The 26,468-nt window shown below is 38.7% G+C and carries 22 protein-coding genes; 16 read left to right on the top strand and 6 right to left on the bottom strand.

All coding sequences use genetic code 11. The annotated features are described in order from the left end of the window. Window positions 1-15: 15 nt before the first annotated feature. The gene (locus H5079_RS18320) at window positions 16-444 is read left to right on the top strand and encodes an AraC family transcriptional regulator (RefSeq protein WP_220488935.1); all 429 of its coding nucleotides are present in this window, start codon (window positions 16-18) and stop codon (window positions 442-444) included. Continuing rightward, window positions 441-881, top strand: a complete 441-nt coding sequence (locus H5079_RS18325) for an AraC family transcriptional regulator (protein WP_220488936.1) — start codon at window positions 441-443, stop codon at window positions 879-881. Before H5079_RS18320 ends, H5079_RS18325 begins: the two co-directional genes overlap by 4 nt. Window positions 882-1,044: 163 nt before the next feature. On the opposite strand, the gene H5079_RS04230 is transcribed toward H5079_RS18325, so the two are convergent. Beyond that, window positions 1,045-2,238 carry an acetyl-CoA C-acyltransferase family protein gene (locus H5079_RS04230; RefSeq protein WP_182683496.1) on the bottom strand — a complete coding sequence of 398 codons (1,194 nt, stop codon included), beginning with the start codon at window positions 2,236-2,238 and terminating at the stop codon, window positions 1,045-1,047. A gap of 368 nt (window positions 2,239-2,606) precedes the next feature. Between H5079_RS04230 and H5079_RS04235 the strand changes: the two genes are divergently transcribed. Then, window positions 2,607-3,527 (top strand): transposase, encoded by a 921-nt coding sequence (locus H5079_RS04235; RefSeq protein ID WP_182683497.1) that lies wholly within the window; start codon window positions 2,607-2,609, stop codon window positions 3,525-3,527. 836 nt (window positions 3,528-4,363) lie between these two features. Continuing rightward, a complete protein-coding gene (locus H5079_RS04240) occupies window positions 4,364-6,475 on the top strand; it encodes a TonB-dependent siderophore receptor (protein ID WP_182683498.1) in 2,112 nt (703 codons plus the stop codon). Between the two features lie 97 nt (window positions 6,476-6,572). Here the strand turns inward: H5079_RS04240 and msrA are convergent, their stop codons facing one another. Then, entirely contained in the window at window positions 6,573-7,172 is a 600-nt protein-coding gene (gene msrA / locus H5079_RS04245; RefSeq protein WP_041454432.1) for a peptide-methionine (S)-S-oxide reductase MsrA, read from the bottom strand. Window positions 7,173-7,987: 815 nt separating this feature from the next. Next, window positions 7,988-8,509, bottom strand: a complete 522-nt coding sequence (locus H5079_RS04250) for a TetR/AcrR family transcriptional regulator (RefSeq protein WP_041454430.1) — start codon at window positions 8,507-8,509, stop codon at window positions 7,988-7,990. Window positions 8,510-8,957: 448 nt separating this feature from the next. Here H5079_RS04250 and H5079_RS04255 point away from each other — a divergent pair, with 448 nt between their 5' ends. After that, window positions 8,958-9,149 carry a CPXCG motif-containing cysteine-rich protein gene (locus H5079_RS04255; protein ID WP_182683499.1) on the top strand — a complete coding sequence of 64 codons (192 nt, stop codon included), beginning with the start codon at window positions 8,958-8,960 and terminating at the stop codon, window positions 9,147-9,149. Window positions 9,150-9,238: 89 nt separating this feature from the next. Here H5079_RS04255 and H5079_RS04260 read toward each other — a convergent pair whose 3' ends face one another. Further along, on the bottom strand, window positions 9,239-9,442 hold the full coding sequence (locus H5079_RS04260; RefSeq protein WP_011328256.1) for a hypothetical protein: 204 nt from the start codon (window positions 9,440-9,442) through the stop codon (window positions 9,239-9,241). 151 nt (window positions 9,443-9,593) lie between these two features. Here H5079_RS04260 and H5079_RS04265 point away from each other — a divergent pair, with 151 nt between their 5' ends. Further along, window positions 9,594-10,094, top strand: a complete 501-nt coding sequence (locus tag H5079_RS04265; protein WP_011328255.1) for a GNAT family N-acetyltransferase — start codon at window positions 9,594-9,596, stop codon at window positions 10,092-10,094. A 788-nt stretch (window positions 10,095-10,882) separates the two neighbouring features. Here H5079_RS04265 and H5079_RS04270 read toward each other — a convergent pair. Then, window positions 10,883-12,094: a porin gene (locus tag H5079_RS04270; protein ID WP_182683500.1), complete on the bottom strand. Its 1,212-nt coding sequence runs from the start codon at window positions 12,092-12,094 to the stop codon at window positions 10,883-10,885. A gap of 717 nt (window positions 12,095-12,811) precedes the next feature. On the opposite strand from H5079_RS04270, the gene H5079_RS04275 reads away from it, so the two are divergent. The 7 genes from H5079_RS04275 (at window position 12,812) to H5079_RS04305 (ending at window position 21,180) form a co-directional block, all read left to right on the top strand. Next, on the top strand, window positions 12,812-14,401 hold the full coding sequence (locus H5079_RS04275; protein WP_310736328.1) for an ABC-F family ATPase: 1,590 nt from the start codon (window positions 12,812-12,814) through the stop codon (window positions 14,399-14,401). A gap of 151 nt (window positions 14,402-14,552) precedes the next feature. Next, window positions 14,553-15,035, top strand: coding sequence for a 5-(carboxyamino)imidazole ribonucleotide mutase (gene purE, locus H5079_RS04280; protein WP_011328251.1), 483 nt, complete (start codon window positions 14,553-14,555; stop codon window positions 15,033-15,035). 2 nt (window positions 15,036-15,037) lie between these two features. Continuing rightward, window positions 15,038-16,186, top strand: coding sequence for a 5-(carboxyamino)imidazole ribonucleotide synthase (locus H5079_RS04285; RefSeq protein ID WP_182683502.1), 1,149 nt, complete (start codon window positions 15,038-15,040; stop codon window positions 16,184-16,186). Window positions 16,187-16,243: 57 nt separating this feature from the next. Beyond that, window positions 16,244-16,468, top strand: coding sequence for a DUF2798 domain-containing protein (locus tag H5079_RS04290; protein WP_011328249.1), 225 nt, complete (start codon window positions 16,244-16,246; stop codon window positions 16,466-16,468). A gap of 6 nt (window positions 16,469-16,474) precedes the next feature. Then, entirely contained in the window at window positions 16,475-17,401 is a 927-nt protein-coding gene (locus tag H5079_RS04295; protein ID WP_011328248.1) for a YeiH family protein, read from the top strand. After that, window positions 17,401-18,573, top strand: coding sequence for an endonuclease/exonuclease/phosphatase family protein (locus H5079_RS04300; RefSeq protein ID WP_182683503.1), 1,173 nt, complete (start codon window positions 17,401-17,403; stop codon window positions 18,571-18,573). The genes H5079_RS04295 and H5079_RS04300 overlap by 1 nt, the downstream gene beginning before the upstream one ends. 102 nt (window positions 18,574-18,675) lie before the next feature. Then, entirely contained in the window at window positions 18,676-21,180 is a 2,505-nt protein-coding gene (locus H5079_RS04305) for a prolyl oligopeptidase family serine peptidase (protein ID WP_179807046.1), read from the top strand. A 54-nt stretch (window positions 21,181-21,234) separates the two neighbouring features. Here H5079_RS04305 and rrtA read toward each other — a convergent pair whose 3' ends face one another. After that, window positions 21,235-21,819 (bottom strand): rhombosortase, encoded by a 585-nt coding sequence (rrtA, locus tag H5079_RS04310; protein WP_179807047.1) that lies wholly within the window; start codon window positions 21,817-21,819, stop codon window positions 21,235-21,237. A 94-nt stretch (window positions 21,820-21,913) separates the two neighbouring features. Between rrtA and ggt the strand changes: the two genes are divergently transcribed. The 3 genes from ggt (at window position 21,914) to H5079_RS04325 (ending at window position 26,466) form a co-directional block, all read left to right on the top strand. Continuing rightward, complete coding sequence (gene ggt, locus H5079_RS04315; protein ID WP_182683504.1) at window positions 21,914-23,692, top strand: gamma-glutamyltransferase; 1,779 nt, start codon at window positions 21,914-21,916, stop codon at window positions 23,690-23,692. A gap of 151 nt (window positions 23,693-23,843) precedes the next feature. Beyond that, window positions 23,844-25,538, top strand: a complete 1,695-nt coding sequence (locus H5079_RS04320) for an NAD-dependent malic enzyme (RefSeq protein ID WP_011328243.1) — start codon at window positions 23,844-23,846, stop codon at window positions 25,536-25,538. Between the two features lie 217 nt (window positions 25,539-25,755). Then, window positions 25,756-26,466 (top strand): SIMPL domain-containing protein, encoded by a 711-nt coding sequence (locus tag H5079_RS04325; protein WP_011328242.1) that lies wholly within the window; start codon window positions 25,756-25,758, stop codon window positions 26,464-26,466. The last annotated feature ends 2 nt before the right edge of the window (window positions 26,467-26,468 follow it).

The following is a 26,468-nucleotide window of genomic DNA, read 5'->3' on the forward strand; positions in this document are numbered from 1 at the left end:
AAAAATAAGTAAAATATGATGCAGAAAACAAACATTGAGCAACTACTTAGATTAATCCCTAAGAACCAAACCATCGAATCAGATATTCCAGACTTAGTATTTCATTGTGCCGACAGGCCAGAAAAAATAATCGGTTACGTCCTAGAGCCTAGTATATGTATTGTTTTACAAGGCGAGCGCGAGGTTTACTTAGGAACAGATTGTGTAAAGTTTGACAATACTAACCTGATGTTTTGTCCAGTAGACGCTCCATTGAACATACATATTAAACAGGCTTCGTTAGACAATCCTGTTGTTGTATTATCTATGAAATTAAATTTGCTAATGATTCGCGACGTTCTGGCTAAAATACCACCTAAAAAACATATAGACGAGGGTTATTTTGGAATCAAATGGCAATTAGATGACTCTATCATGCCATCGTTTGATCGTTTGATCGATTGATAGAGTTACTTAATTATCCAAATGATATTGAATTTCTATCTCCTTTAATACAGCAAGAAATTTATTATCGATTACTATCAGGAAAACAAGGCGATAAGCTGCGCCAACTGGTAACGAATGGCAGCCATATTCATCGTATTGCTCAAGCAGTCGATTGGCTGAAAGCACATCTAGATGAACCTTTGGTTATTGCAGACTTGGCAAGCCGCTGCGGTATGAGTGTTTCAGGGTTTCACCAACACTTTAAGAAAATTACTCAGTTGAGTCCGCTACAGTATCAAAAAAACTTACGATTAATGGAGGCGCGACGGCTGATTAAAATCAATGACGCGCAAATATCATACATTGCCCTGCAAGTAGGATATGAAAGCCCTAGCCAGTTTAGCCGAGAATATAAACGACTGTTTGGCATCAGTCCAAATAATGACTTGGATTAAAGCATCGCAACAGCAGTCTTCCAGATGGTCAAAAAGCAGATATAAAGGGACAGGCATAAAATAATTAATAGGTTAAATATTGCCCCTTACCAATCAAAACTTTATTTTTACTAAATTAAAGCGGCTCACTTCAAGCCGCTATTTCTTTTAAAATCTTTTATAACTAAAGCGCTTCAAAAATAGCAGCTATACCTTGTCCGCCACCAATACACATAGTGACCAAGCCGTATTTACCGTTAATGCGTTTCAGTTCGTACAGGCATTTGGTCGATAAAATAGCACCGGTTGCGCCAACAGGGTGGCCAAGTGCTATAGCTCCGCCATTGGGGTTTACTTTATGCTCAGGAAAGTTTAACTCATTGCCTACGCATAATGCCTGTGCGGCAAAGGCTTCGTTTGATTCTATTACGTCCATGTCATCAATAGTTAATCCAGTTTTTTCAAACACCTGTTGCACAGCAGGAATAGGCCCTGTGCCCATTAATGAAGGCTCAACACCTGCTCTGGCATAACCGACTAGGCGACCGAGTGGTTTTAAGCCTTGCTCATTGGCCTTTTGCTCCGACATAAGCACTAACATGGCTGCGCCATCATTAATACCTGATGAGGTAGCTGCGGTGACTGTACCATTTTGTTTAAAGTAGGGTTTTAAGGTGGCGAGTTTTTCGACCGTTGTGTCAGCACGAACATGCTCGTCAGTATCAAAAATTTGATTACCGTTACGAGATTTAATTTCGATGGGCATTATTTGCTGTTTAAAATAGCCTGCGGTAATGGCTTTAGCCGCTTTATGATGGCTTTGTGCTGCGTAAGCGTCTTGTTGCTTGCGGCTAATGCTATATTTTTCTGCAATGTTTTCAGCGGTAACGCCCATAGGTGTGTTGTCCCATGGGTCTTGTAATGTGGTAGTTAGCTCATCAACTACTGTACTATCACCCATTTTTTGGCCCCAACGATTACTTGCTAGAGTATAGCCTGAGCTACTCATGCTTTCTGCTCCGCCTGCTAAAGCTGCGTTTACATCACCTAATTGAATTTGTTGTGCTGCTTGTATAATGGCTTCTAAACCCGAACCACACAAGCGGTTGAGTGTTACCGCGTGACTGCTAATTGGTAACCCTGCATCTAGCCCAATAACTCGCGACAAATACGCGTCTTTAGGACCGTTATGTATCACTTTACCTACCACACATGAACCAACTTGCTTTGGTGAAATATTTGCTCTGGCTAATGCTTCTTTGGCGCACATAGTGCCTAACTGAGCGGGAGTGAAGTTTTTAAGGCTGCCACCAAAGCCACCGATAGCAGTGCGTACTGCGCTTAATATTACTACGCTATTGTTATTAAATTGTGTCATTGTGTTCTCTTATTATTTTTTTGCTTGTATCCACTTTGTTCTAAATGATATTAAAAGAGCAAAAGGATAAAGGTTGACTTTAATTCATCAAAACATAATTTTAAAATAAACTAAAGCTGCAGGCGTTGAGTTGATATATAACTTTGTTAATCATTTTATGTTTTTGCTTTAAAGAGATTTAAAAAGAGGATTTAAAAGATTTAAAAGGACAGGCACAAAGTATTTGCAAAACTCACATTAGCTACTACTGTTATTATATCCAGTGGTTATTGGTTTTGTATTTTATGACACGCGCAAGAAAAAATCTCATTGATTTGGCATCAACATCTTATTATCACTTAATAGCTAGATGCGTTAGGCGAGCTTTTTTGTGTGGTGATGATAAATACACAGGTAAAAACTTTGATCACCGCAGAGAGTGGCTAGTAGAGCGTATAAAGTTGTTAAGTAGTGTGTTTGCCATAGAGATTGCAGCTTACGCAATTATGAGTAATCACTATCACTTAGTTGTAAATGTTAATAGAAAGCAGGCACTAGATTGGGCAAATAGTGAAGTAATTGAACGCTGGTATAGGCTTTATAATGGCCACGCTTTGGTGGATAGTTACTTAAAAGGCGAGCAGTTAGATAATGCGAGTTTAGTTTGCGTTAATGAAATTATAGCTAAATGGCGAGAAAGACTTTACGACATAAGCTGGTATATGAAAAACCTAAATGAATACATTGCCCGTGAAGCAAATAAGGAAGATAGCTGCACAGGTAAGTACTGGGAAGGGCGCTATAAATCACAAGCATTATTAGATGAAACCGCATTGCTTAGTTGCATGGCCTATGTCGATTTAAATCCTATTAGAGCAAACATGGCCGGTACGTTAGAAGACAGTGATTTTACTTCTATTCAAGAACGTATAGCGCAATTGACAGCCTTTACTAAAAATACGGTTCAAACAAATAACCGCTCAAAACAAAAAGATAGTGTTCAAGATCAAAGTCAACCAAGTCAGCTAAAGCCATTTTGCGCTAACAACATAAAACACACTATACCTTTTGCGTTACTAGATTACCTAGAGTTAGTAGATTGGAGTGGTCGTCAAATTTCTCCAAACAAAAAAGGATATATAAATAAAGCAATTCCTAAAGTGCTAGTTACTCTGAATATAGAAGAAGCACAATGGCTTGAATCGATTCAACGATTTAGGCATAAATATTCAAACTTTGCAGGGAGTAAACAACGATTAAAGCAGCAAGCCGCGAATAACGATGTTAAATGGTACAAAGGTGCAGGGTGAGCGCCACACCTTCAGCGATAACTTAAACAACAACTTTAACAAACCACCTTTGAAACTAACTTTACCTGCCTGATATCCCTACTAAACATATATCTACTAATAACTTAAATTATATAAACTAATAGAGCGTAGAAGTGAGAGGGAATTAGTAAATAACGATGACGAACTTTGAGGTTAAATAAACCAGGTAATATGTGCCTGTCCCATTTTAATCCCATCCCTATATGTGCCTGTCCCATTTTAATCCCAATAATCCCTTTTTAATATGCCTGTCCCATTTTTAATAAATAACTTCATGCCAATATTGCAATAAACACCGTTTATGGTATAAGACTGCCAGCTTTAGTTTACTCAATATAGTATGGATAATAGCAAGGGTGAACAAGCCAATTTAATCTATTGAATTTTTTGGACTTTTATCGAAAAACGGCGCCCAGTATTATCTTTAATATAAAGCCGCTTTGCAGCAACAGCACTTAACCAAACACACCGAATTTATTTTAGCCTACGACTACAGCTTAAATCATACGTACCGCACGAATGCTTATATGAGCACGTACCTGGGTATTTAGTATTAATTACACGCCGCTGGTGATGATCACGCTAGGCATGTCATTTTGTAAGTTAATTAATTCTAATCACACGGCTATGGCCGTAAATTTGTATAACCAGTTTATAAGCTACAGCACTTTATAAACGTCAATGCTTTAAACGTAATCCAACAAAAGCGGCATTACCTCACATGCCAAGCTTTGCAAACAGCCTATAAGTACTAAGCACTAGTTACTGCTTTAGGCTGCAATTCAATTTTAGTTATGTAATTAACAAGGTTAACAATGAACACCAATTTTAAAGAGCGTAAGCTTACTTATTTATCTGCTTGTTTAGTTTTCTTATTTACCAGCCAAACAAGCTCAGCCTTTGAGCAACCACCGCTATTTAATCAGGCTAATACAGCTATAGAGAGGGTTGCAGTGATAGGCTCGCGCCATGTATACAGCAGTAACTTTACGCCTTTAGAAACACCACAAGCTGAGCAAACAATCGATTTAGCAACGCTTGAAAATGCTGGCGCATGGGATTTAAACCAAGCATTGGATCTATCTGCTTCGGTTGCTAGGCAAAATAACTTTGGTGGCCTGTTAAATAATTTTGCTTTACGTGGTTTTACAGGAGATGAAAACCTCTCGAGTAACTACTTAGTTAATGGCTTTAATATAGGCTGGGGCTTGGGTGGTACGCGAGATCTGTCAAGTATTGCCTCGGTTGAGGTGCTAAAAGGGCCGCGTGCTGCGTTATTTGGCCGGGGAGAACCTGGCGGAGTGGTTAACTTAATAACTAAACGGCCAACATTTGATACCGCAGGCGAACTAAAACTTGCTGTTGCAAGTGAGGATACCTATAGGGCTGATATAGATTACACCACTGGGGTTTCTGATGATGTTGCAATTAGACTGATCGGTTTTTATGAAGATTCAAATAGCTTTAGAGACACCATTAAAAAAACCAAACAAGGCGTTAGCCCATCAGTAGCTTGGTATATTAACGACAATAGTGAACTGATTTACGAACTTGAATACAGTAAGCAAACAATACCTTTTGATAGAGGAGTGTTAGCAATAAATGGTGAGCTTGGGGTTATTCCTGCAAACCGATTTTTAGGTGAGCCGGGTGATGGCCCTATTACAGCACAAGTAATTGGCCATCAGCTTGAACTTAAGCATGATATTAATGACGACTGGAGTGTATTAATTGCTGCTAATTACCGTGATACTAAGTTAACCGGTTTTGCCACTGAAACTGGTTTTGCAGGTGTAGTGAATGATGAGGTTAATCGCTTTAGGCGTTATCGAGATTACAGTGCAAACTATAAGGTTTTACGCGGCGAAGTTACTGGCGATATTAATTTTGCAGGGTTTGAGCATCGTTTAACTATAGGGGCTGATACCGATAAATTTGAAAACGATCAGTTTTTACTACAGGTAAAGGGCGATCAATATATTAATGTATATAACCCAGAGTATGGTGCTTATGCGCTACCTGCACCCACCACTCATACTGATCGTATTGAAATTCAGCAATCATTGGGCGTATTTATACAAGATCAAATAAGTTTAACCAATAAGCTAGATATACGTCTTGGCGCGCGTTTAGACGATTTTAAGCAAACACTTAATAATCGTTTAACTAATACAGGGTATAAACAAACAGAATCGCGTATTAGTCCGCAATTAGGGGCTGTGTATGCGGTGTCTGACTTTATATCGGCTTATGCGGCTTATGGTGAAAACTTTCGTCCGCTTTCGGGTACCGACGCCCAGGGAAACGGCTTTAAACCAAACCAAACAACTTCAAAGGAAGTTGGCGTTAAGGTTAGTTTAAATAACGGTGCGCTGGTGGGCACGTTAGCCTTATTTAAAGTTGAGCAACAAAATATGTTGGTAGTAGACGATCCAACAGCATTTACCAGTGCCGCTATTGGGGAGGCGCAAAGTAAAGGGTTTGAAATTGATATAAATGGTCAACTAACGAATAACTTAAACCTGTGGGCGTCTTATGCTTATGTTGATGCAACAACCAAAAATTCATTTTACGATAGCAACTTTGGCCTAAATATAGCTGCAGGCAGCTCGCTGTTAAATATTCCTCAGCATCAATTGAGTTTACAGTTGGTAAAGTCGACAGAAGTGAATGGAAAAGCACTAAAATTGGGTGGTGGTTTACTTTATGTGGGAGATCGAAATGGCTTTTTTGGTACCAACTTTACACTGCCAAGTTATATAACTGCTCGGGCATTTATGCGTTACGCCGTATCAGACTCAATAACGCTAACAGGGGAGCTAGATAACTTATTTAATGAAACTTATTATATCAGCTCATTTTCAGACGCTTGGGTGCAACCAGGCACGCCTCGTAGTGTTAGATTTTCTGCCTCGTTTAAGTTTTAATACCTTACACGTATTTTAAAAACGTATAACAGGCTGGTTAATATAAGCAGCCTGTTAGTTAATCTAGTATTGAGTAAGGTATTTTATTGTGGGTACTTTAGTGGCTTGCTTTATCGCCCCAAATTTCTTCTAGGCGGTTGTCGCGCCCACAACGCCAGCGATAGGTATTGTAGCGAATAGGATTGTTTTTATAATAATCTTGATGGTAACTTTCATCGCCTTTAATTGGGTAAAAAGTACTGGTGTTTAGTATAGGGGTAACCACGGTTTTATTTGGGAACTGTTTGCTCACTGCTTGTTTAGATTGCACTGCTAATTTGCGCTCTTGCTCGTTAGCTACAAAAATAGCGCTTAAGTAACTTGGCCCTTTATCGCAAAATTGGCCTTTAGCATCAAAGGGATCAATGTTTACCCAGTAATGCTCGAGTATAGCTTTATAGCTAACTATTGCAGGATCGTAAGTAATTTCTACAGCTTCATAATGACCACGATGATTGCCGTTATAAGTTGGGTTTTTAAGTTTACCTCCCGTAAAACCCGATATTACATCGGTTACACCTGCTAGCTTTTCAAAATCACTTTCCATACACCAAAAGCAACCTCCGGCTAAAACGGCTTTTTCGGTTTTGTTTGCATGGGCGAGCGAGGCATAAAATATAACGGATGATGTTAACGCTAAGGCTAATATTCTTTTCATAAAATCTCGCATCTGTTTGATGAATGTATAAATAAATATATTGGTATAGTTACTAGACCCGCTATTAGTAAAACGTATTTCATTTTTATTTGTAAGCCGCAACGCGCTTTAGTGAATGAGGCCGCTTTAATAAAACCCACTTTAAAGCCTAAACCCTATTTTTGAGACTAACGCAAAGCTTGTTAGCTAATTTTAAGAACAGTAAAACTAATAAAATGCTTATTGCCGGTGGATCACAACTAGGCATTAGCAAAAAGATAGCGGGTAGGTGCTTAGTACACAAGCTTATAAAATGTTAACTGCCAATACCGCTGGTGGGGGTATGTATTTAAAAAGTAGGGAAGTAAGATATTTAGCACAAATGGCGTTGACTGTGTGCGTACAGTGTTTGTTTTTATATAATAAACTTTATGTATAAATTCAGTTTTATAATAGGTTGTTATATATAAAGTTTTAACTTTAAATGGTGCCGGTTTACTTAGCTGGGTTACAATATTGCAGGTAACTGTATTTATATACAGTAGTTGTTTGGGAATGTATAATATTACCTGTACTTATTAAAGTGCAGAATAGGAGTTTAATAAGAAATGGCTAGTGTATTAAACACCTTATTCAGAGCTTATTTTATTTATACTGAATGCTATTAGCTTTAATGGACAAAGTTATGAGCAAAAAGAACACATCATGCTTTGTTGTGGGTGAGTATAGTTTAGCAATAGCGCTAATCTTTATGTTTTCTTTATCATAAGTAAAGGGCGGGGCTTACCGCATAGCGATGCTCCGTTTTAGTTACCAGTAATTATATAGTGCTCTGTTTATAGCAAAGCTATTTTTTGGGTAAGTTGCCTTAACATAGCATCGGCATTGGGAGATTGCTCGTTTAACCCGCTAATTAAAGTCATAAAGTAGCAGTCAATCATTACGCTTGCTTTTACGTCATCAATTTGAGTTTGCTGCTGAAATAATAACTGTTTAAACAGGCTTACTTGCTCACTAAAAAAGGTTGCTTGCCAAATAACATTACTGATAAGTATTTTACTAAATTCACTGTTTTCACAATAAAAATAATACAGGGGATGTGCATAATGACGCAGTTTTAATCTAGGAGAGTGTTGTTTATCGGATGCGCGAGCTTGATTAATTATAGCGGTAATTTGTTGCTGCATTCCGGCAATTAATAAGTCTATTTTATTTTCGAAATGACTAAATACAGTGCCCACAGCCACACCAGCAGCTGTTGCAATTTCTCGGGTTGAGGTATGCTCGTAACCTTGTAATAAAAATAACTCCCAAGCAGATGCTAAAATTTTATTACGTGTTCTCTGTTTTTTATCCATTATATTTGTGTATTGCTCTCTACTAGTTTTATTAAGTAATGTTTGTAAGTGCAAAATAAGTGTTTATAAAACTGCATTAAAAACAACTGAGTACCCTATTTTAAGCTTGCAAATGCTTATTGACTATTCGCTACTTACTAAATTAAGTAAATAGTAATTGAGTGCGCTCATTTTTATTGTGAGCATGCTCAATTAATAATCTGCATTGTTATTATTATAGCAAACATGTATTTGTTCATTCTACAGGTTCTAGTTTGTTTATCTAACTCTCAAGTTAGAGTTTATTGCCTTATTTAAGCGCATTAAAATAAACCAGTAGCCTGGTTATAAGCGATAATATTTACTCGCGTAAATGCTATAAAAATTAGAACAGTGTAATACTTAGGATATGTTGTTTAATAGCTGCATTTTAACTAAAATAACTTTATTTATAATGGTTGGTGTGTAAATGAATCAATTAACCGAAAAATCGATTGGCTGCCCTTATTGCGGCGAAACAATTGACGTTTTACTAGATGCTGCAGATTTAGACCAACAGTATATTGAAGACTGCCAGGTGTGTTGTAAGCCAATTATTTTTAAAGTTTTTGAAGATGCTGAGCTTGGTGTTAATGTATACAGTGAAGATGATGCATTTTAACTTTTATAATCTCGCAGATTTAATTTAAAACCAAAAGGTTGCTTTTTATCAAAGCAGCCTTTTGGTTATTTATGTAAGCTAAAAAGTCGTTATTTATTTTGCTGCTCTCTTGCTAATTGGTTTGGCAATAACTGCTCTATAATTTCGCGAGCGGGAAGGGTGTAGCGCGTGCCGTCAAACATCACCGAAGTGAACTCGTTAATATTAGTAATCCCCGTTAGGGTCCAACCTTCGCCGCGCTCAGGGCAATAAACCGTGGTAGTGGGCTGTATTACTTTAAAATCGTCACTCATGGCTAATTACTCTCAATATATTGCTTGTTAATGCAGTATGGTAAGTTAATAATACTGTTATATAAAGTGCTATTTATTGCTTAATAGCTATTTTTACAAATATTGAATTTAAGTAGTAGGTAGCTCAAAAATTTATAATTTTGGTAATTGCATGTTTAAAACAATAACACTACCGCGAGTTACCTTGCGTTTAATAACTCACAAACATGGCGCAGCTTTGTTTGGCATTTTAAATCATCCTTTAGTGTCTCAATATAACGATTACCAAACACCGCTTAGCCAGCAACAGGTAAAGCAATTAATACAAAACGATATTAGCGGCTATTACGAAGGGGGTGTATTGCGCTTAGCAATTGAGCATAACAGCAATGGCCAATTGTTAGGCTCGTGTGGTTTATACAAAATAAATACAGACAAGCAAACTGCTTTTATAGGTTTTGAGCTACACCCAGATTTTTGGCAACAAGGAATTATGCAAGAAGTGCTTTTAGGTTTTATGGCAGTAATGCCTGCATTACAATTAAAACATTTGTATGCTGAGGTAAGTACACACAACCAACGTTCACACGCTTTGCTAATAAAGCTAGGATTTACGCCAAAGTGTGGTGTACAAAATAGTGATAACAGTTCACTTTGGTATAAATTATTATAGAGTTAACGTGCTACAATAGCCGGTTTAAATCTAAACGTTACCTCCGTAATTACTGTAATTATTTATAAGTAAACACAGTGAAGAACACATCATACTTATTGTGAGGGAGTAATACCTTAGCAAAGGTGTTAAATTTCTAAAGTAGCAGGGCAGTAGTAAATGCTAAGCGCAGATATTTATCTCAAATTACAATATCTGAGTTCATGACGACTTATCCGGTTCACTTAAATTGCATATTTGAGTTCGGCGTGTTTAACCTTTATGGTGGCTTTGGTCCGCACTTATACAACCTACTATATGCAAGTGCACGTAACGTTATTTGAAATGACAGCTACAGAGCAAATTGATATAGCGTTTTCAAGGCCATTACTAAGAAGCACAATTAGCAATGAATTTATTAGCCATACGGTCTATCCAGATAAGCTAGTTGCTCTTGTTAATCAAGGCCATAAATGTGAAAGTAAACAAGTCGGGTTTTCGCCAAATAGTGTTAGCAAACCTAGGCATATGCAAACATTAGTAACCGAGATTGTAATGTTTAGGAGTGTATTGTGCACAAGAAATTTTACAGTGAGGATGTCATTTTATAACGCTGGAGAATGTAAGTACGCAAAGTCCACTACAAATTCAATTTAAAAAATGACGTAAGTACAACATTTGTAAATATAGTTTTAAGCGCCCAAATAGACATTCAAAGCAGCATGGCTGAGTGATGCTATAAACTTAAAACCAATAAAAAAGGCCTTGTTATGCTCTATAACAAGGCCTTTATAAAACTATGTTAGGCTTTAAAGTATATACCTAAAACCAATTGCGATGCCGTCATCTTCCGATTGTTCCATAAGTGCTTGTTGTTCTTTATTAGCACTTTCAAAGTCACCAAAATCTTTACGTGCTTCTATGTAAAGCTGGGTATTGTCGTCAAGTAAGTAATGAACACCAATAACGGCAAATTGACGCTTAAATACATCGTTAGGATCGGCGTTAAAGTTAGGTTGAATTACGTAATCGTCGCCAGCATCAAAAAGGTTGTATGCAATAAATGGTCTAAAGTCATTATCGAAACGGTAAGATACAAATGTTTCTATACCAACTGCTTCTTTAATTAAGCGACCCAAATTGTCGGTATCATGGTTTTCGTTTTTATTAATGTTAGCGGCAGCGTATAAACCTGGTGCGTTAATGTTACCCCAAATAATACCAGCGCCATAAATTATATCTTCTACTGAGCGAGTTGTGCCATCGCCAAAGTGTAAGTCAAACTCCCCGCGGTTAATGCCGGCAGTTAACGTAAGCATATCGGTTACGTTATAAGTTACTGCGCCACCAAAAGTGTAATTAAACTCTACTTTTTGTGCTGTCGCATCGCCAGCTTCCCATTTTGTTTGGCACTGTGCTTCTGTAATATTGCTTACATCACAAGTGTAAAACTCACTGTTTTTGAGCTGCGTTTGTACGCTAAATTCAAAGTCGTTGTAAGTATTGCGATATTGCAGCGTTTTATCACCGCGACCGGTACCATTTACTGCGCCATCGTCTTTATTATATGTGTAAACACCTGCTGCGTTACCATCCCACACATAGCTGTAGTTGGTGGCGTAAACAACATCGAACCACGAACCCCATTGTTTACCAATGGTAATTTGACCATATTTATCATGCGATAAGCCGGCATAACCTAAGCGGTTATATAAAAACTCATCTTGAATAGATTCAAAACGGTTATTATAAACAATATCACTATTACCAACAGGGTTTACACCCCATTCAATTAAGGCCAGTGCTTCCCAATCATTTTTTAATTGGCGTTTAAAAGCAAAGTTAATACGCGAGGCACCATTTACTATTTCAGTTTGGTTTTGGGTATTGATCGCACGAACGTCAATATAACCACCAATAGAGACAGCATTTTTATCGTCTTTATAAACTTCTACTGCTGATACAGCTGGAGCCGCTAAAATACTTACGCTTAGTAGAGTTGCTAACTTGTTATTTATCATTTGTTGCCTTGTGTAAATTTGATGCTTTTTTATTGGGGTATATCTGTGGGGTTGAAGACTAACAAAGCAATAATATGCTCAAAAGTGAAAAATAATCACCCGCAATAAACAAAATAAATAGCAAATATTCACCTAGCGTTAATTTTGTTTTTGTGGTGTTGCTTTTTTTAATACTTTAAGTTGCTGGGTAGTTGTTTGGTATTAGAAATTAAAAAAATAAAGGTGAGTTTTTTTCAAGTTGGCTAAAAAGTGAAGGGTAGTGCAAAAGCTCTAAGTGTCTTTTATATCATCAATATATACAAAAATATTTTTAATAAAAACTAAATGCGACAAACAAGCTAACAAACAGGTTAAACAGTTGTATTAAATAATTTTGCAGATGTTAACAACAGCGAATGAAATTCAGTCAGCAAAAATTTATTAATTAAATACGCACCAGCAGCAATATCAATTGCTGACTGATGTTGTTTTTGGATACAAATATAAGGAAGTGTTAACTTTTTAAAATTGAAATTTGTTTAATTATGCGGCAATTTAATCGCTTTGTAAGGTGCGTTACCTAGTGTGGGTTAAGTAATATTTAACAACTTAATTATAGTTATTAAAGCAGGCTCTTATTTGCGTATTTAGCCTTTAAACTTTCATAGAAAAAACGATGAATTTGGTTTAAACTGCGCGCAATTAAAATACATCATGTCTCCCTTGGAGGGTAGCGCTATTATTAGTACAGCTAACATCACCATGCAATTTGGTGCTAAACCATTATTTGAAAACATCTCAGCAAAATTTGGCGACGGCAACCGTTACGGTTTGATCGGTGCTAATGGTTGCGGTAAATCAACATTTATGAAAATTCTAAGTGGTGAGCTTGAGCCGTCTTCGGGTAACGTTAGCACTGATCCAAATGAACGAGTTGCTAAACTAAACCAAGACCAGTTTGCGTACGAAGAGTATTCTGTAATTGATACTGTGATCATGGGTCACAAGCAGTTATGGGAAATTAAACAAGAACGCGACCGTATTTACTCTTTAGCTGAAATGAGCGAAGCGGATGGCATGAAAGTAGCCGATTTGGAAACTGAATTTGCCGAAATGGACGGTTACTCTGCAGAATCTAAAGCGGGTGAGTTGTTATTAGGTGTAGGTATTGCTACTGAGCAACACTATGGCCCTATGTCAGAAATTGCGCCAGGTTTTAAATTGCGTGTACTTTTAGCACAGGTACTGTTTTCAGATCCTGAAATAATGCTACTCGATGAACCTACTAATAACTTGGATATTTATACAATCAAGTGGTTAGAAGATGTATTGAACCAACGCGATTGCACCATGATAATAATTTCGCATGACCGCCACTTTTTAAACTCGGTTTGTACCCACATGGCCGATATTGATTACGGTGAGCTGCGTATTTATTCAGGTAACTACGACGAATACATGTTTGCTGCAACGCAAGCACGTGAGCGTCTGTTAAGCGAAAACGCCAAAAAGAAAAACCAAATTGCTGAACTTCAACAATTTGTATCGCGTTTTTCTGCTAATGCGTCAAAAGCTAAGCAAGCAACGTCGCGTGCTAAACGTATCGACAAAATTCAGTTAGATGAAGTTAAAGCGTCATCACGTCAAACGCCATTTATTCGTTTCGATCAAGAAAAACAATTATTCCGTAATGCGCTAGAAATGACTAACCTTAGCCAAGGTTTTGGCGACAACACTTTGTTCTCTGGCCTTGAGGGTTTAGTAGAAGTAGGTGAACGCATTGCTATTATTGGCGAAAACGGTGTAGGTAAAACAACACTGTTAAATACCTTTGCTGGGCGTTTAGCGCCTAAGTCGGGTGAGTTTAAGTGGTCTGAAAATGCCAATATTGGTTATTACGCGCAAGATCATGCAGATGAATTTGCCACCGATATGAACTTATTTGAGTGGATGGAGCAATGGCAGCAAGATGGCGACGACGAGCAAGTGGTGCGCAGCTTTTTAGGCCGAATGTTGTTCTCTCAAAACGATATTAAAAAGTCGGTTAAAGTAATATCGGGTGGTGAGCAAGGCCGTATGTTATTTGGTAAAATTATGATGCATAAACCAAATATATTACTAATGGATGAGCCAACCAACCACATGGATATGGAATCTATTGAAGCACTTAACTTAGCACTTGAAGCCTACGAAGGTACTTTATTGTTTGTGTCTCACGATCGCCAATTTGTATCATCGGTTGCTACGCGTATCTGGGAAGTTAAAGACGGTAAGGTTATTGACTTTAGAGGTACCTACGCTGAGTACCTAGCAAGTAAAGAGGCGTAAATAGCGCTTTACTGCTAACTTTAAAAAGCCATGTTTAACATGGCTTTTTTTGTTTTTGTTAGTCGCAATTTAATGACTTTTGGGTATAATACCCGCCATAAAAGCGGACATAAGTCCGCTAGTTAAAATAGTATATTACTGAGGAGTATTTATGAAAGTTGGCATTATTATGGGTTCTAAATCAGATTGGCCAACCATGGAACATGCGGCGCTCATGCTAGAAAAATTTGGCATTGAGTACGAAACAAAAGTAGTTTCTGCCCACCGAACTCCTCAACTCCTTGCTGATTACGCAAGCTCAGCAAGTGACCGTGGTATTAAAGTTATAATTGCAGGCGCAGGCGGCGCGGCCCATTTGCCGGGTATGGCAGCTGCATTTACCTCATTACCAGTACTTGGTGTGCCAGTTAAATCAAAAGCGCTTAATGGTATTGATTCGCTACTTTCTATTTGCCAAATGCCTAAAGGTGTTGCGGTAGGGACATTAGCTATTGGTGAGCCTGGCGCTGCTAATGCAGGTTTACTTGCAGCGCAAATTTTAGGGTGTCAAAACCCTGAAATATTCGCAAAAATTGAAGCGTTTCGTAAAGAACAAACCGACACTATTTTAGCTAACCCTAATCCTGCAGAGTAATAATGACTATTTTAATTTTAGGTGCAGGGCAATTAGCACGCATGATGAGCCTTGCTGGCGCGCCACTTAATTTAAACGTGGTTGCGTACGATGTAGGCAGCCAAAAAATTGTGCACCCACTCACAGGCGAAGTTTACTCAACCACATTAGAGCAAGCCATAGCAAACGCAGATGCAATTACTGCTGAGTTTGAGCATATACCTGACGATGTATTAACACTTTGTTGTAATAGCAATAAGTTTTATCCGGGTAAAGCGGCCATTAAAACCGGTGGCGATCGCCAAATCGAAAAAGCACTACTAGATAAAACAGCTGTAGCGTGCGCACCGTATCAACTTATTACTGAAAAAGCGCACCTTGAGCTTGCGGTTGAAAACCTAGGTAAACCTTTAGTTATTAAAACCTGTCAAGCAGGCTACGATGGTAAAGGCCAATGGCGATTAAAGTCTGACGATCAAATTGATGAAATTTGGGCTCAAATGTCTGATTTTATTGCCTCAGGCACAGCACATGCACCTCATACTATTATTGCTGAAAAAATGATTCCGTTCGATCGTGAAGTATCTATTATTGGTGCACGCGATAAGCACGGTAATGTTGCAATTTATCCGTTAACCGAAAACCAGCACACCAATGGTGTATTAACCTTATCGGTAGCAGGTTTAAATAATAGCCATGTAGAGCAGCAAGCTATTGATGCCTTTACTAAATTAGCGAATGAGCTTAATTATGTGGGTGTATTGGCAATTGAGTTTTTTGACGTTAAAGGCACTTTACTGGTAAACGAAATTGCCCCGCGTGTACACAACTCAGGCCACTGGACACAGCAAGGTTGCCATTGCTCGCAGTTTGAAAACCATATGCGTGCGGTTGCAGGGCTGCCTCTGGGTAATACTGAGCTTAAACACGCCACTGCGATGATAAATGTGCTTGGCCAAGCCAGTATTCCTACTGCAGTTTTAGAAGTGACTGATGTAACTAGTCATTGGTACGGTAAAACAGTAAAACCAGGGCGTAAAATGGGTCATATTAATGTCTCAGCTCAAAGTCTACATCAACTAGGTGAACGCTTAGCTGAACTTAGCGAGTGTTTACCAGAACAAGCCTACCCAGGTATTTTAGCCACGAGTACATCTTTGATACTCAACTAAAAATAAGCAATAAATTGGGACATCTCAATTTATTGCTTAACGCCAAAGGCTACACCTATGTTTAACCCTAAATACCGCAATGTTGTGTTTGCATTTTTAATGGCACTATTAATGTCGGGCTTTATGTCTTTTGTGATCTCATTATTTAACGTGGGAATGGTCGATAATATTATAACTATATGGCTCAAAGCATGGGTATTTGCATTTTCTATCGCATTTCCTACAGTTATTCTAGTTGCACCTTTAGTACACAAGTTAACTGATAAAATAATTCGAGCGTAATACAGCATGCCATTAACACTCAAAAAGCCATTGTTTTTAATTCTTTTAGCATTATGTATCACTCCTTTTATTGGCGCTGGTAGTGCACTGGTAATAGGCGCTGCTTTTGCTATGACATTAGGTAATCCGTTTGCCGAGCTTTCGCAAAAAGCCAGTAAGTGGATGTTAAAAGCAGCGGTGGTCGGGCTTGGTTTTGCCGTTGACTTTAATCAGGTAATTGAAGTGGGTAGCAGCTCTTTAGTGCTCACTATTGTGAGTATTACCGCAATAATTGGCTTAGGTGAAATACTTACCCAAGTATTTAAACTTAACCGCAATACCGGCGTATTAATTTCATTTGGCACTGCTATTTGTGGTGGCAGTGCTATTGCAGCTATGGCACCGGTAATTAAAGCAAAAGATCATGAAGTGGCTGTGGCACTTGGCGTAGTATTTATGCTCAATGGCGTGGGCTTACTGTTGTTTCCGGCCATTGGCCATTATTTTAATTTAACCGAGCAGCAATTTGGCATGTGGGCTGCTTTAGCTATTCACGATACCAGCAGTGTTGTAGGTGCATCCGCTACTTATGGCGCTGTGGCACTAAGCATTGCCACCACAGTAAAATTAACCCGCGCTATGTGGATCATTCCTTATACTGCGCTTGCTGGGGTGTTTTTACGCTCAGATGAAAAAGCCAGTATTCCACTATTTATTGTTGGCTTTGTACTCGCCGCACTTATTAATACTTATTTGCCACAGTTTTCACCTGTATGGAGCGTTATTAATATAGTTGCTAAACAATTGCTTATAGTTACATTATTTTTAATTGGTAGTGGCCTATCATTAGCAGTACTAAAACAAGCCGGACTTAAGCCCTTTATAATGGCAATTTTATTATGGATAGTGGTAAGTAGTGTTATTTTATTATTAATTTTAGATGGGTTGATATAATGAAAGGTAATTTAAGTAGTATTACTTTGGGTAGTACGTTGTTTTGTTTACTGCTAAGCAACTACGTTGCAGCGGCGCAACTGCGTGTTGCCACCTTTAATGTAAGTATGGATGCAACTAACTATACACCAAGAAAAACCCCTGTAAAAAGCGATTCTTTGGTTAGCGCGCTTAAAGCAGAGCATTCACAAATTAAAAATATTGCCGAAATAATTCAACGTGTTCGCCCCGATATAATACTATTAAACGAGTTTGACTATGTGCCAAAAGAGCAGGGTATAGCGTACTTTAAAAGCCATTATTTAAACGTGAGTCAAAATAATCAAGCGGCAATAGACTATCCTTATTTTTATATTGCGCCAGTTAATACCGGTTTAGCCACTGAGTTTGATTTAGATAACGATGGTAAAAAAACAGGAATAATGGGCGACGCTCACGGTTTTGGTTTTTTTGAAGGCCATTACGGTATGGCTGTTTTATCTCGTTATCCAATCGATTTAGATAAAGTACGAACGCTGCAAACTTTTAAATATAAAGATATGCCTAATGCGCAAATGCCTATCGATCCAACCACAGGCAAAAACTGGTATAACGAGCAAGAATGGCAAAACATTCGTTTGAGCTCAAAATCTTTTTGGGATTTACCCATATCAGTTAATAATAAAACGGTACATATACTTGCATCGCACCCAACCCCGCCGGTTTTTGATGGCTTAGAGGACAGAAACGGCAAGCGTAACCATGATGAAGTAAGGTTAGTTGCAGACTACATTAATAATGCCGATTATATTTATGACGATAAAGGTAAAAAAGGCGGTTTAAATGCTCAGTCTCGGTTTGTTATTTTAGGTGACTTAAATGCCGCCCCTGAGGGTGATAAACAGCGAACTATAACTACAGATCAGCTACTTAAGCATCCGCTGGTAAACGCCAGTTTTATACCGCAAAGTGCTGGCGCAAAAGAGCAATATCCACAGCACAGCCATGCTAAAAATTACAGTGCAAGTTGGCAAGCACGGGTTGACTATGTTTTGCCATCGCATTATGGGTTAAAAATTATTGATGGTGGGGTATTTTGGCCAACTAAAAATAGCCAGCTATACCGCTTAATTAAAGACAGAAATGCGTCGAGTGATCATCGACTAGTTTGGCTAGATTTACGCTTAGAATAAGCAACCTAACTCAGTTACACCGGCGTTTGTCTTAAAAAATTGCAATCACCAAAGTGCTTCTGCTTAAATACGGCTTAATTATAATTACCGTTAAGAAGCACTATGATTTTTAATATCTCATCGTCCAAAACATTAATAGCACTGGCTGTTGCCTCAAGTGTTTTTTTAGCAGGGTGTCAAGCAACTGCATCATCTTCAACAGCTACGCAAAATAATGTAACAACGTCTCCTGTTGCTGCCGTTGTTAATACCCCCGCCGATATGGGCTCTACTAAAATAACGTTAGAGCAAGCTATGGCCCATCCCGATTGGCTTGGACGTCAACCAGAGCGCGCATTTTGGGGCAGTGATTCTGCTACCATTATTTATGCACGTAAAGAGCAAGGTAATGAGTTACGTAACTTATTTAGCCAATCAATTACAAGCCAAAGCGCAGAGCAAATAGCACTTAATAAACTGCACACTGTAGGTGCAAATAAAGCTGTTTATTCAAAAAATAAAGCCCTGCAAGCCTATGTATTTGAGGGTAATATATTTGTAAAAAGCGTTACAACAGGTGCAATTCAACAAGTAACGCATACCTCTAGCACTGAATCTAAACCACAATTTTTAAATGATGGCAGCTTAGCTTATCGTCAAGGTAATACATTTTTTAAAGTTGACTTAAGCTCAGGCTTAACCACTGAAATTGCTAATTTAAAACTGGCAGATAAGCCCCAGGGCATTACAGAGCCAAGCAGTTATATTGCTAAAGAGCAGCACAAACTTATTGATTACATAGCGCTAACGCATAAAAACAATAAAGATAAACAAGCACGCAAAGCACAGCTTAAGCAGCAAAATAGCTCAATTGCTAATACTGAGTTTTATTTAGGCAAAGGTAATAGTGTAAAAGACGTGCAGTTATCGCCAAATGGTGATGCTTTATTAGTGGTAGTGCAAGAGCAAAGAGATTGGCGCGATGATAGTGATATAATGCCAAATTATATTACCGATGATGCCCGCATTGAACCTAAAAAAGCGCGCCGCCGAGTAGCTGACGAAAAGTCGCAAACCTCAGAGCTGGTATACATTAATTTAAACGATAAAAGTCAAAATACCTTAAGCTTTGATACCCTACCGGGCTTTGATGAAGACGTATTAGCAGCGGTTAAAAAAGAAAACTATGCCCGTGATGGTAAAACGTATAAGTCTAAAAAAGCGCCGCGTGGTATAAATTTAATTAGCGATTGGGGCTGGGATCAAAGCCCTATAATTTGGAACGACGACGGCTCAAACGTAGCAATAATGCTAGAAGCGTGGGATAACAAAGATCGCTGGTTAGCAACCGTCGATTTTAAAAATAATAAGTTAGTGTCGCAACATCGTTTACATGACGACGCTTGGATAGCCTATGCTTTTAACGATTTTGGCTGGCTACACAACTCTAACACCTTATATTATTTATCAGAGCAGTCGGGTTACAGTCAGCTTTATAAAAAGCCGTTAAATGGTAAAGCAACAGCGCTAACAACAGGTAAGTTTGAAGTATCTAATCTTACGCTTACCGACGATAACAGTGCTATTTATTATAAAGCTAACGTTGAACACCCAGGCCTATACGAAATTTACCGTGTAAATCCACTAACCGGTAAAAACGAGCAAGTAACCGACCTTAACGGTATGACCGACTATACACTTAGCCCTGATCAAACCAAGCTGCTGTTAAAGCACTCAACAATTATGTTACCAACTGAGTTGTATGTGGCTGATGCAAAAGCAAACACACAGGTTACCCGGTTAACACATACGGTTTCGGATGAGTTTTTAGCTAAAAAGCTAACGGCCCCTAAAATAATTGCAGTGCCATCTAGCCATACTGATCAACCTATTTACGCAAAAGTGTACTATCCGGCTGATTATGTAGAGGGCGAAGTGGGTAAAAAGCGTAAAGCGGTTATTTTTAACCACGGTGCAGGTTACTTACAAAACTCGCACTTGGGCTGGTCTGGGTATTTTCGTGAGTTTATGTTTCATTCGTTATTAGCTGACGAAGGTTATGTAGTAATGGATATGGATTACCGCGCATCTAAAGGCTATGGACGTGATTGGCGTACGGCAATTTATCGTCAAATGGGTACACCCGAAACCCAAGATTTAGCTGATGGGGTTAAATGGATGGCAGAAAATGCCAACGTAAATACGCAAGCTGTAGGCACGTATGGCGGCTCTTATGGCGGCTTTATGACCTTTATGGCGTTATTTACCGCGCCAGAATTGTTTCAAGCGGGTGCTGCACTTCGCCCCGTTACCGATTGGGCTCATTATAATGCGCCGTACACGGCAAATATATTAAACCATCCGGATGTTGATCCAATTGCATATGAGCGCAGTTCGCCTATTTACTATGCTGAGGGTTTAAACAAACGCTTATTAATTAATGCGCCTATGGTTGACGACAACGTGTTTTTTCAAGATACGGTTAGATTAGTACAGCGTTTAATTGAGCTTGAAAAAGAAAACTTTGAAACGGCTATTTTTCCGGTAGAGCCGCACGGTTTTGTGCAGCCATCGAGCTGGTTAGATGAATATCGCCGTATTTATAAACTATTTAAAGAAACCCTGTAACGATTAATAACAAGTTACACCTAAAACGCCACTTTTAAGTGGCGTTTTTTATATTTAGTTTTTGTTTTTAATGTAGTTAACTAATAAAGGTGCAGCTAACAAAGTACCACCAATAGCACCAATTAAGTGCGCGTCAATTGCAACGGTTGAGTTTATAAGCTTACCAATATCGGCATTAGGACCATTTAGCTGCTCAAATATTATTTTAAGCCACACCCCAATAAACAATAAATAGCCCGACTTAAGCTCAAGTGTTGTATCTTTAACTGCGCCCCAAATAATAACGCCATGTAACAGTGCGCTTAGCCCAGTGTAAATATAAATACTGGGGCAAAACCAGTAAACACCTAAGCCGCACCACAGAGCCAATAAACTAATATTAATAGCGTAGCGTTTAGGCGACGTATATTCGCCATGTAGTAACCAAATTAAAATAATACCGCCGCAGTTTAGCGCCAAATGTGCCCAGTTAGCATGAACAAATTGGCTGCTAAAAACTCGCCACAATTCACCCTGAGTAACTAAATCGCGATTAAATTCGAGTAAGTCATTTAAATCAAAAGTAGCAAAAGTAACGCTTAGCAGCATTAAAAATAAAGGAGGGAGTAAATAACGAGGTTGCACTGGTAAATTAAGCATTTAATTGTAATTTTTAGTATTAATTTTTGCATATTGTGCCTGTTTAACTTTAAGATGCCAATTAACTCCTGATAATTTAGGTTATTTACTCTTTATGAACTTTAAACATCACGCATTACTTGCTATTACATTATGTGCAACGTCTTTTCCTTTATTTGCACAACCCCTTACTCAAATTGAAACGCGCGAGCCAGAAGCCGCAACCGGCTTAGTACATAAACAAGCCGTGAGCGGCAATAAATATATGGTGGTTGCAGCTAACCCGTATGCATCTCGTGCTGGGCAGCAAATATTAGCGCAAGGCGGCAGCGCTGTTGATGCTGCAATAGCAACGCAACTGGTACTGACTTTAGTAGAACCACAATCGTCAGGTATTGGTGGCGGCACCTTTATGCTGTACTACAACAAAGTAAACAACAAATTAACCAGTTTTGATGGCCGTGAAACTGCACCAGAAAACGCCGACGAAACATTGTTTTTAGATAAGCATGGCAAAGCCGTGAAGTGGATTGAAGCCATAGTAGGTGGACGCTCAGTAGGTGTGCCAGGGGTTTTACATGCCTTTGCTAACGCACATAAACAATACGGTAAACTACCTTGGGCTGATTTATTTAAACCAGCCATTGAGCTTGCAGAGCAAGGCTTTGAGGTTTCGCCGCGATTACACGGTTTACTGCAGCGCCAATTAAACCCTGGCGTAATGAGCATGCCAGTAATTAACGACTACTTTTTCCCAAACGGTAAATTAATTGCGATAGGTAGCATCAAAAAAAACCAGCCATTAGCTAATTTATACAAAGAGATTGCTAGTAATGGTATTGATGCATTTTATAAGGGCGCTAATGCCAAACAAATGGTTAATGCGGTACAGCACTCTAAAATAGCGCCTGGCAAATTAAATGAGCAAGATCTGGCTAATTACACTAGCAAAGAGCGCGAGGCGGTATGTATTGAGTACCGTGTTTATAATGTATGTTCTATGGCACCACCCAGTAGCGGCGGGGTAGCTGTGCTGCAAATGCTTGGCTTATTAGAGCATAAAAACATGGGCGCACTGCCAGCAAATGGTGAGCAAGCACTGCATTACTTTAGCCAAGCATCAAGAATTGCGTTTGCCGATAGGGATGTTTACATGGGCGATCCCGATTTTACCCAAGTACCTACCAAGGAATTATTAAATAAAGACTATATAGCCACACGTGCAAAACTAATTACCGAGCAAGATATAACAGCCGTTGCTGGTAACCCAGTTGATTACTTAAGTTATGCCAAAGATGACTCGTTCGAATTGCCATCAACCAGCCATGTGTCGATTGTAGATAGCCAAGGTAATGCAGTGTCTATGACCAGTTCAATAGAAATGGCTTTTGGCTCAACGGTAATGGTAAATGGTTTTATTTTAAATAATCAGCTGACTGACTTTTCATTATCGCCGCGTAAAAACGGCCAGCTTGTAGCAAACCGAGTTGAAGCTGGCAAGCGCCCGCGCAGCTCTATGTCGCCAGTAATGGTATTTAATAAAGATGGAAGTTTACGTTTGGTTGTCGGATCTCCTGGCGGAAGCCGTATTATTAGTTACGTTGCGCAAGTGGTAATTGGCGTGCTTGATTGGGATTTATCTGTTCAAGAAGCAATTAATCTACCACGTACTACTAATCGTAACGACTACACTAGCCTTGAAAAAGGCACTGCGCTTGAAGCATTAGCGCCAGCACTTAGCAAGCGTGGTCATAATGTTAGAATTTTAGATTTAAATTCTGGTTTACATGCAGTTGAAGTAAAAAACAACACATTAATAGGCGGCGCCGATCCTCGCCGTGAAGGGGTGGCTTTGTCTGATTTAACTGATAAAAGCGCCACTTTAAAATTCTAAATTATGTATAATACAAATGCGCTAAGCTAGTGTTTAAAATTAGCGCATTTATATATTCTCAATGGTCTGACAAGGTTAAATAGCATTGCAATTTAGCCTTTAACACCGATAATGGCAGATCATAACTTAAGACTAAGTAAAGCTTGGAAATATGACTACAAATACCGATCCAAATTATCTTTATATTCATCATTCTGGCCCCGGCCTTCTTGAAACGCCATTACTCAATAAAGGCAGTGCATTTAGCCAAAAAGAACGCGAAAACTTTAATATTGCGGGTTTACTGCCTCCTCGTTATGAAACAATCGAAGAGCAGGTAGAGCGTTGTTACCAGCAGTATTCTAGTTTTACCGACAATCTTAATAAGCATATTTATTTACGTGCAATTCAAGATAATAACGAAACACTTTATTATCGTTTAGTGCGTGATCATATTGAAGAAATGATGCCAATAATTTACACCCCAACAGTGGGTGATGCCTGTGAAAAATTCTCAGATATATATCGCAGCGCACGTGGATTATTTATTTCATATGAAAATCGTTTTCAAATAGACGACATTTTACGCAATGCCACCAAAGGTAAAGTAAAAGTAATTGTGGTAACCGATGGTGAACGCATTTTAGGCTTAGGTGACCAAGGTATTGGTGGCATGGGTATTCCTATTGGTAAGCTATCTTTGTATACCGCATGTGGTGGCATTAGCCCTGCGTATACATTACCGGTAATGCTAGATGTGGGTACAAATAACGAGAAGCTATTAAACGATCCTATGTATATGGGTGCGCGTCATAAGCGTATTACTCAAGATGAGTACGATGAGTTTTTAGACTTATTTATTAAAGCAATCAAGCGTCGCTGGCCAAATGTATTACTACAGTTTGAAGACTTTGCTCAGCCAAATGCGATGCCACTGCTGAAACGTTACCGCAATGAAATTTGTAGTTTTAATGACGACATTCAAGGCACAGCTGCAGTAACTGTTGGCTCATTGCTTGCTGCGTGTAGAGTTAAAAACGAACGCCTAGCAGATCAAAAAGTAGTATTTGTTGGTGCTGGCTCTGCGGGTTGTGGTATTGCTGAGCAAATTGTAAGCCAAATGGTTTTTGAAGGTATTAGCGAAGCGCAAGCACGCAGCCAGGTATTTATGGTTGACCGCTTTGGTTTGTTATCGGAAGGTATGGAAGGTCTACGCGACTTTCAGCAAGTTTTAGCGCAACCACAAGCTCGTTTGAGTGAATGGACGTACAGCGGCGAATTTGCGTCATTACTTGATGTAATGCATTGCTCTAAACCCGATATTTTAATTGGTGTTTCGGGCCAACCTGGTTTATTTACCGAACAAGTAATACGCGCTATGTATTCAGGTTGTGCACAACCTATTATTTTCCCATTAAGTAACCCATCAAAACAGGTAGAAGCACACCCAATAGATATTATTAACTGGACCGAAGGTAAAGCACTTGTTGCTACAGGTAGCCCATTTGCCCCAGTTGAATATAATGGTGAGCTTTTCCCAATTCCGCAGTGTAACAACAGTTATATTTTCCCGGGAATTGGTTTAGGGGTTATAGCTGCAAAAGCAACGCGTATTACAGATGCTATGTTAAGTGTTTCTAGCGAAATGCTGGCTGAATCATCGCCGCGTGCAAACACAGGTAAAGGGAGTTTATTGCCGGCACTTACAGAAATTGAAACCCTAAGTAAACGTATTGCATTCGCTGTAGGCAAAAAAGCGATTGAAGAGGGCGTTGCTCTTGATATTTCTGACGACGCACTATGGGCTGCTATCGATAAAAACTACTGGTTACCTAAGTACCGTAACTATAAGCGCAGTAGCATTTAAAGCTGCAACTTAGTATTTAGTAATAATTAAAAAACAGGCTACGGCCTGTTTTTTGTACTTGTTCATCTGTAATTAACCACTTAAAGTGTTTAATAAGCTTAATATATAGCAAGCTGTAAATACTTTTTGTATTAAATTAGTGACCAATAAAGGATTGCGAATTTAATAAAGTTAGTAATATAACCAGTTGTTACGGTTAATATAAAAGGATTCACTTATGAAAACGTTTACTTTATTTTTAGGTGCAGCACTGAGCTTTAATGCATTTGCTGCGGCCACACCCGATACACCGCATATTTATGTTAAAGGTGAGGCAACAATTACCACCATGCCAGACCATGTATTATTAAATGTTGGCATTACCGAAATAGATAAAGATTTAATTGCTGCAAAAAATAAAACCGATATAACTATGGCTAAGGCAATAAAATTAGTAACAGCATTAGGTGTAAGTGATGCAGATATTAATGCCGGGCAAATATCAATAAACCGAGAAAGCCAATATAATCGTGAAAGCGGTGAGCAACAATTTAAAGGTTTTAGGGTTAGCAGATCTTTAACGGTTAAGCTTAATGCCATTAATAAATATCCCGAGTTACTACAAAACTTAGTAAACAATGGTATTAACGAAATTAACCATACGCGTTTTTTAGCAAGCAATTACGATGAACTCTACAAAAAAGCGCAAAAACTGGCTATAAAAGATACTCGCGATGCAGCTAAAGAATTTAGCAGTGAGTTTGGCGTAGAGTTAAAAGGCTTATATAGCGCATCTATGCAGCCATTAAATGTGCAATCAGCCCCTTATATGCGCGCTGAAAAAGTGATGCTCTCAGATAGTACACCGAGTAATTATGTACCCGATGCCTATCATGCAGGTGAAATCATTATAACTGCATCTAGTTATGCAGTTTATTATATAGATTAAGT

It is taken from the genome of Pseudoalteromonas sp. SG44-5, from assembly GCF_014164175.1.
Lineage (GTDB): Bacteria > Pseudomonadota > Gammaproteobacteria > Enterobacterales > Alteromonadaceae > Pseudoalteromonas > Pseudoalteromonas nigrifaciens.

Bases quoted from the DNA above. Each gene is read 5' to 3' on its own strand.
- H5079_RS04300 (WP_182683503.1), top strand. From the start codon at position 17,401: ATGAAAGGTAATTTAAGTAGTATTACTTTGGGTAGTACGTTGTTTTGT.
- H5079_RS04325 (WP_011328242.1), top strand. From the start codon at position 25,756: ATGAAAACGTTTACTTTATTTTTAGGTGCAGCACTGAGCTTTAATGCA.
- H5079_RS04295 (WP_011328248.1), top strand. From the start codon at position 16,475: ATGCCATTAACACTCAAAAAGCCATTGTTTTTAATTCTTTTAGCATTA.
- msrA (WP_041454432.1), bottom strand. From the start codon at position 7,172: ATGAAAAGAATATTAGCCTTAGCGTTAACATCATCCGTTATATTTTAT.
- H5079_RS04260 (WP_011328256.1), bottom strand. From the start codon at position 9,442: ATGAGTGACGATTTTAAAGTAATACAGCCCACTACCACGGTTTATTGC.
- ggt (WP_182683504.1), top strand. From the start codon at position 21,914: ATGAACTTTAAACATCACGCATTACTTGCTATTACATTATGTGCAACG.
- H5079_RS04305 (WP_179807046.1), top strand. From the start codon at position 18,676: ATGATTTTTAATATCTCATCGTCCAAAACATTAATAGCACTGGCTGTT.
- H5079_RS04265 (WP_011328255.1), top strand. From the start codon at position 9,594: ATGTTTAAAACAATAACACTACCGCGAGTTACCTTGCGTTTAATAACT.
- H5079_RS04270 (WP_182683500.1), bottom strand. From the start codon at position 12,094: ATGATAAATAACAAGTTAGCAACTCTACTAAGCGTAAGTATTTTAGCG.
- H5079_RS04290 (WP_011328249.1), top strand. From the start codon at position 16,244: ATGTTTAACCCTAAATACCGCAATGTTGTGTTTGCATTTTTAATGGCA.
- rrtA (WP_179807047.1), bottom strand. From the start codon at position 21,819: ATGCTTAATTTACCAGTGCAACCTCGTTATTTACTCCCTCCTTTATTT.
- H5079_RS04250 (WP_041454430.1), bottom strand. From the start codon at position 8,509: ATGGATAAAAAACAGAGAACACGTAATAAAATTTTAGCATCTGCTTGG.
- H5079_RS04320 (WP_011328243.1), top strand. From the start codon at position 23,844: ATGACTACAAATACCGATCCAAATTATCTTTATATTCATCATTCTGGC.
- H5079_RS04240 (WP_182683498.1), top strand. From the start codon at position 4,364: ATGAACACCAATTTTAAAGAGCGTAAGCTTACTTATTTATCTGCTTGT.
- H5079_RS04255 (WP_182683499.1), top strand. From the start codon at position 8,958: ATGAATCAATTAACCGAAAAATCGATTGGCTGCCCTTATTGCGGCGAA.
- H5079_RS04230 (WP_182683496.1), bottom strand. From the start codon at position 2,238: ATGACACAATTTAATAACAATAGCGTAGTAATATTAAGCGCAGTACGC.
- purE (WP_011328251.1), top strand. From the start codon at position 14,553: ATGAAAGTTGGCATTATTATGGGTTCTAAATCAGATTGGCCAACCATG.
- H5079_RS18320 (WP_220488935.1), top strand. From the start codon at position 16: ATGATGCAGAAAACAAACATTGAGCAACTACTTAGATTAATCCCTAAG.
- H5079_RS04285 (WP_182683502.1), top strand. From the start codon at position 15,038: ATGACTATTTTAATTTTAGGTGCAGGGCAATTAGCACGCATGATGAGC.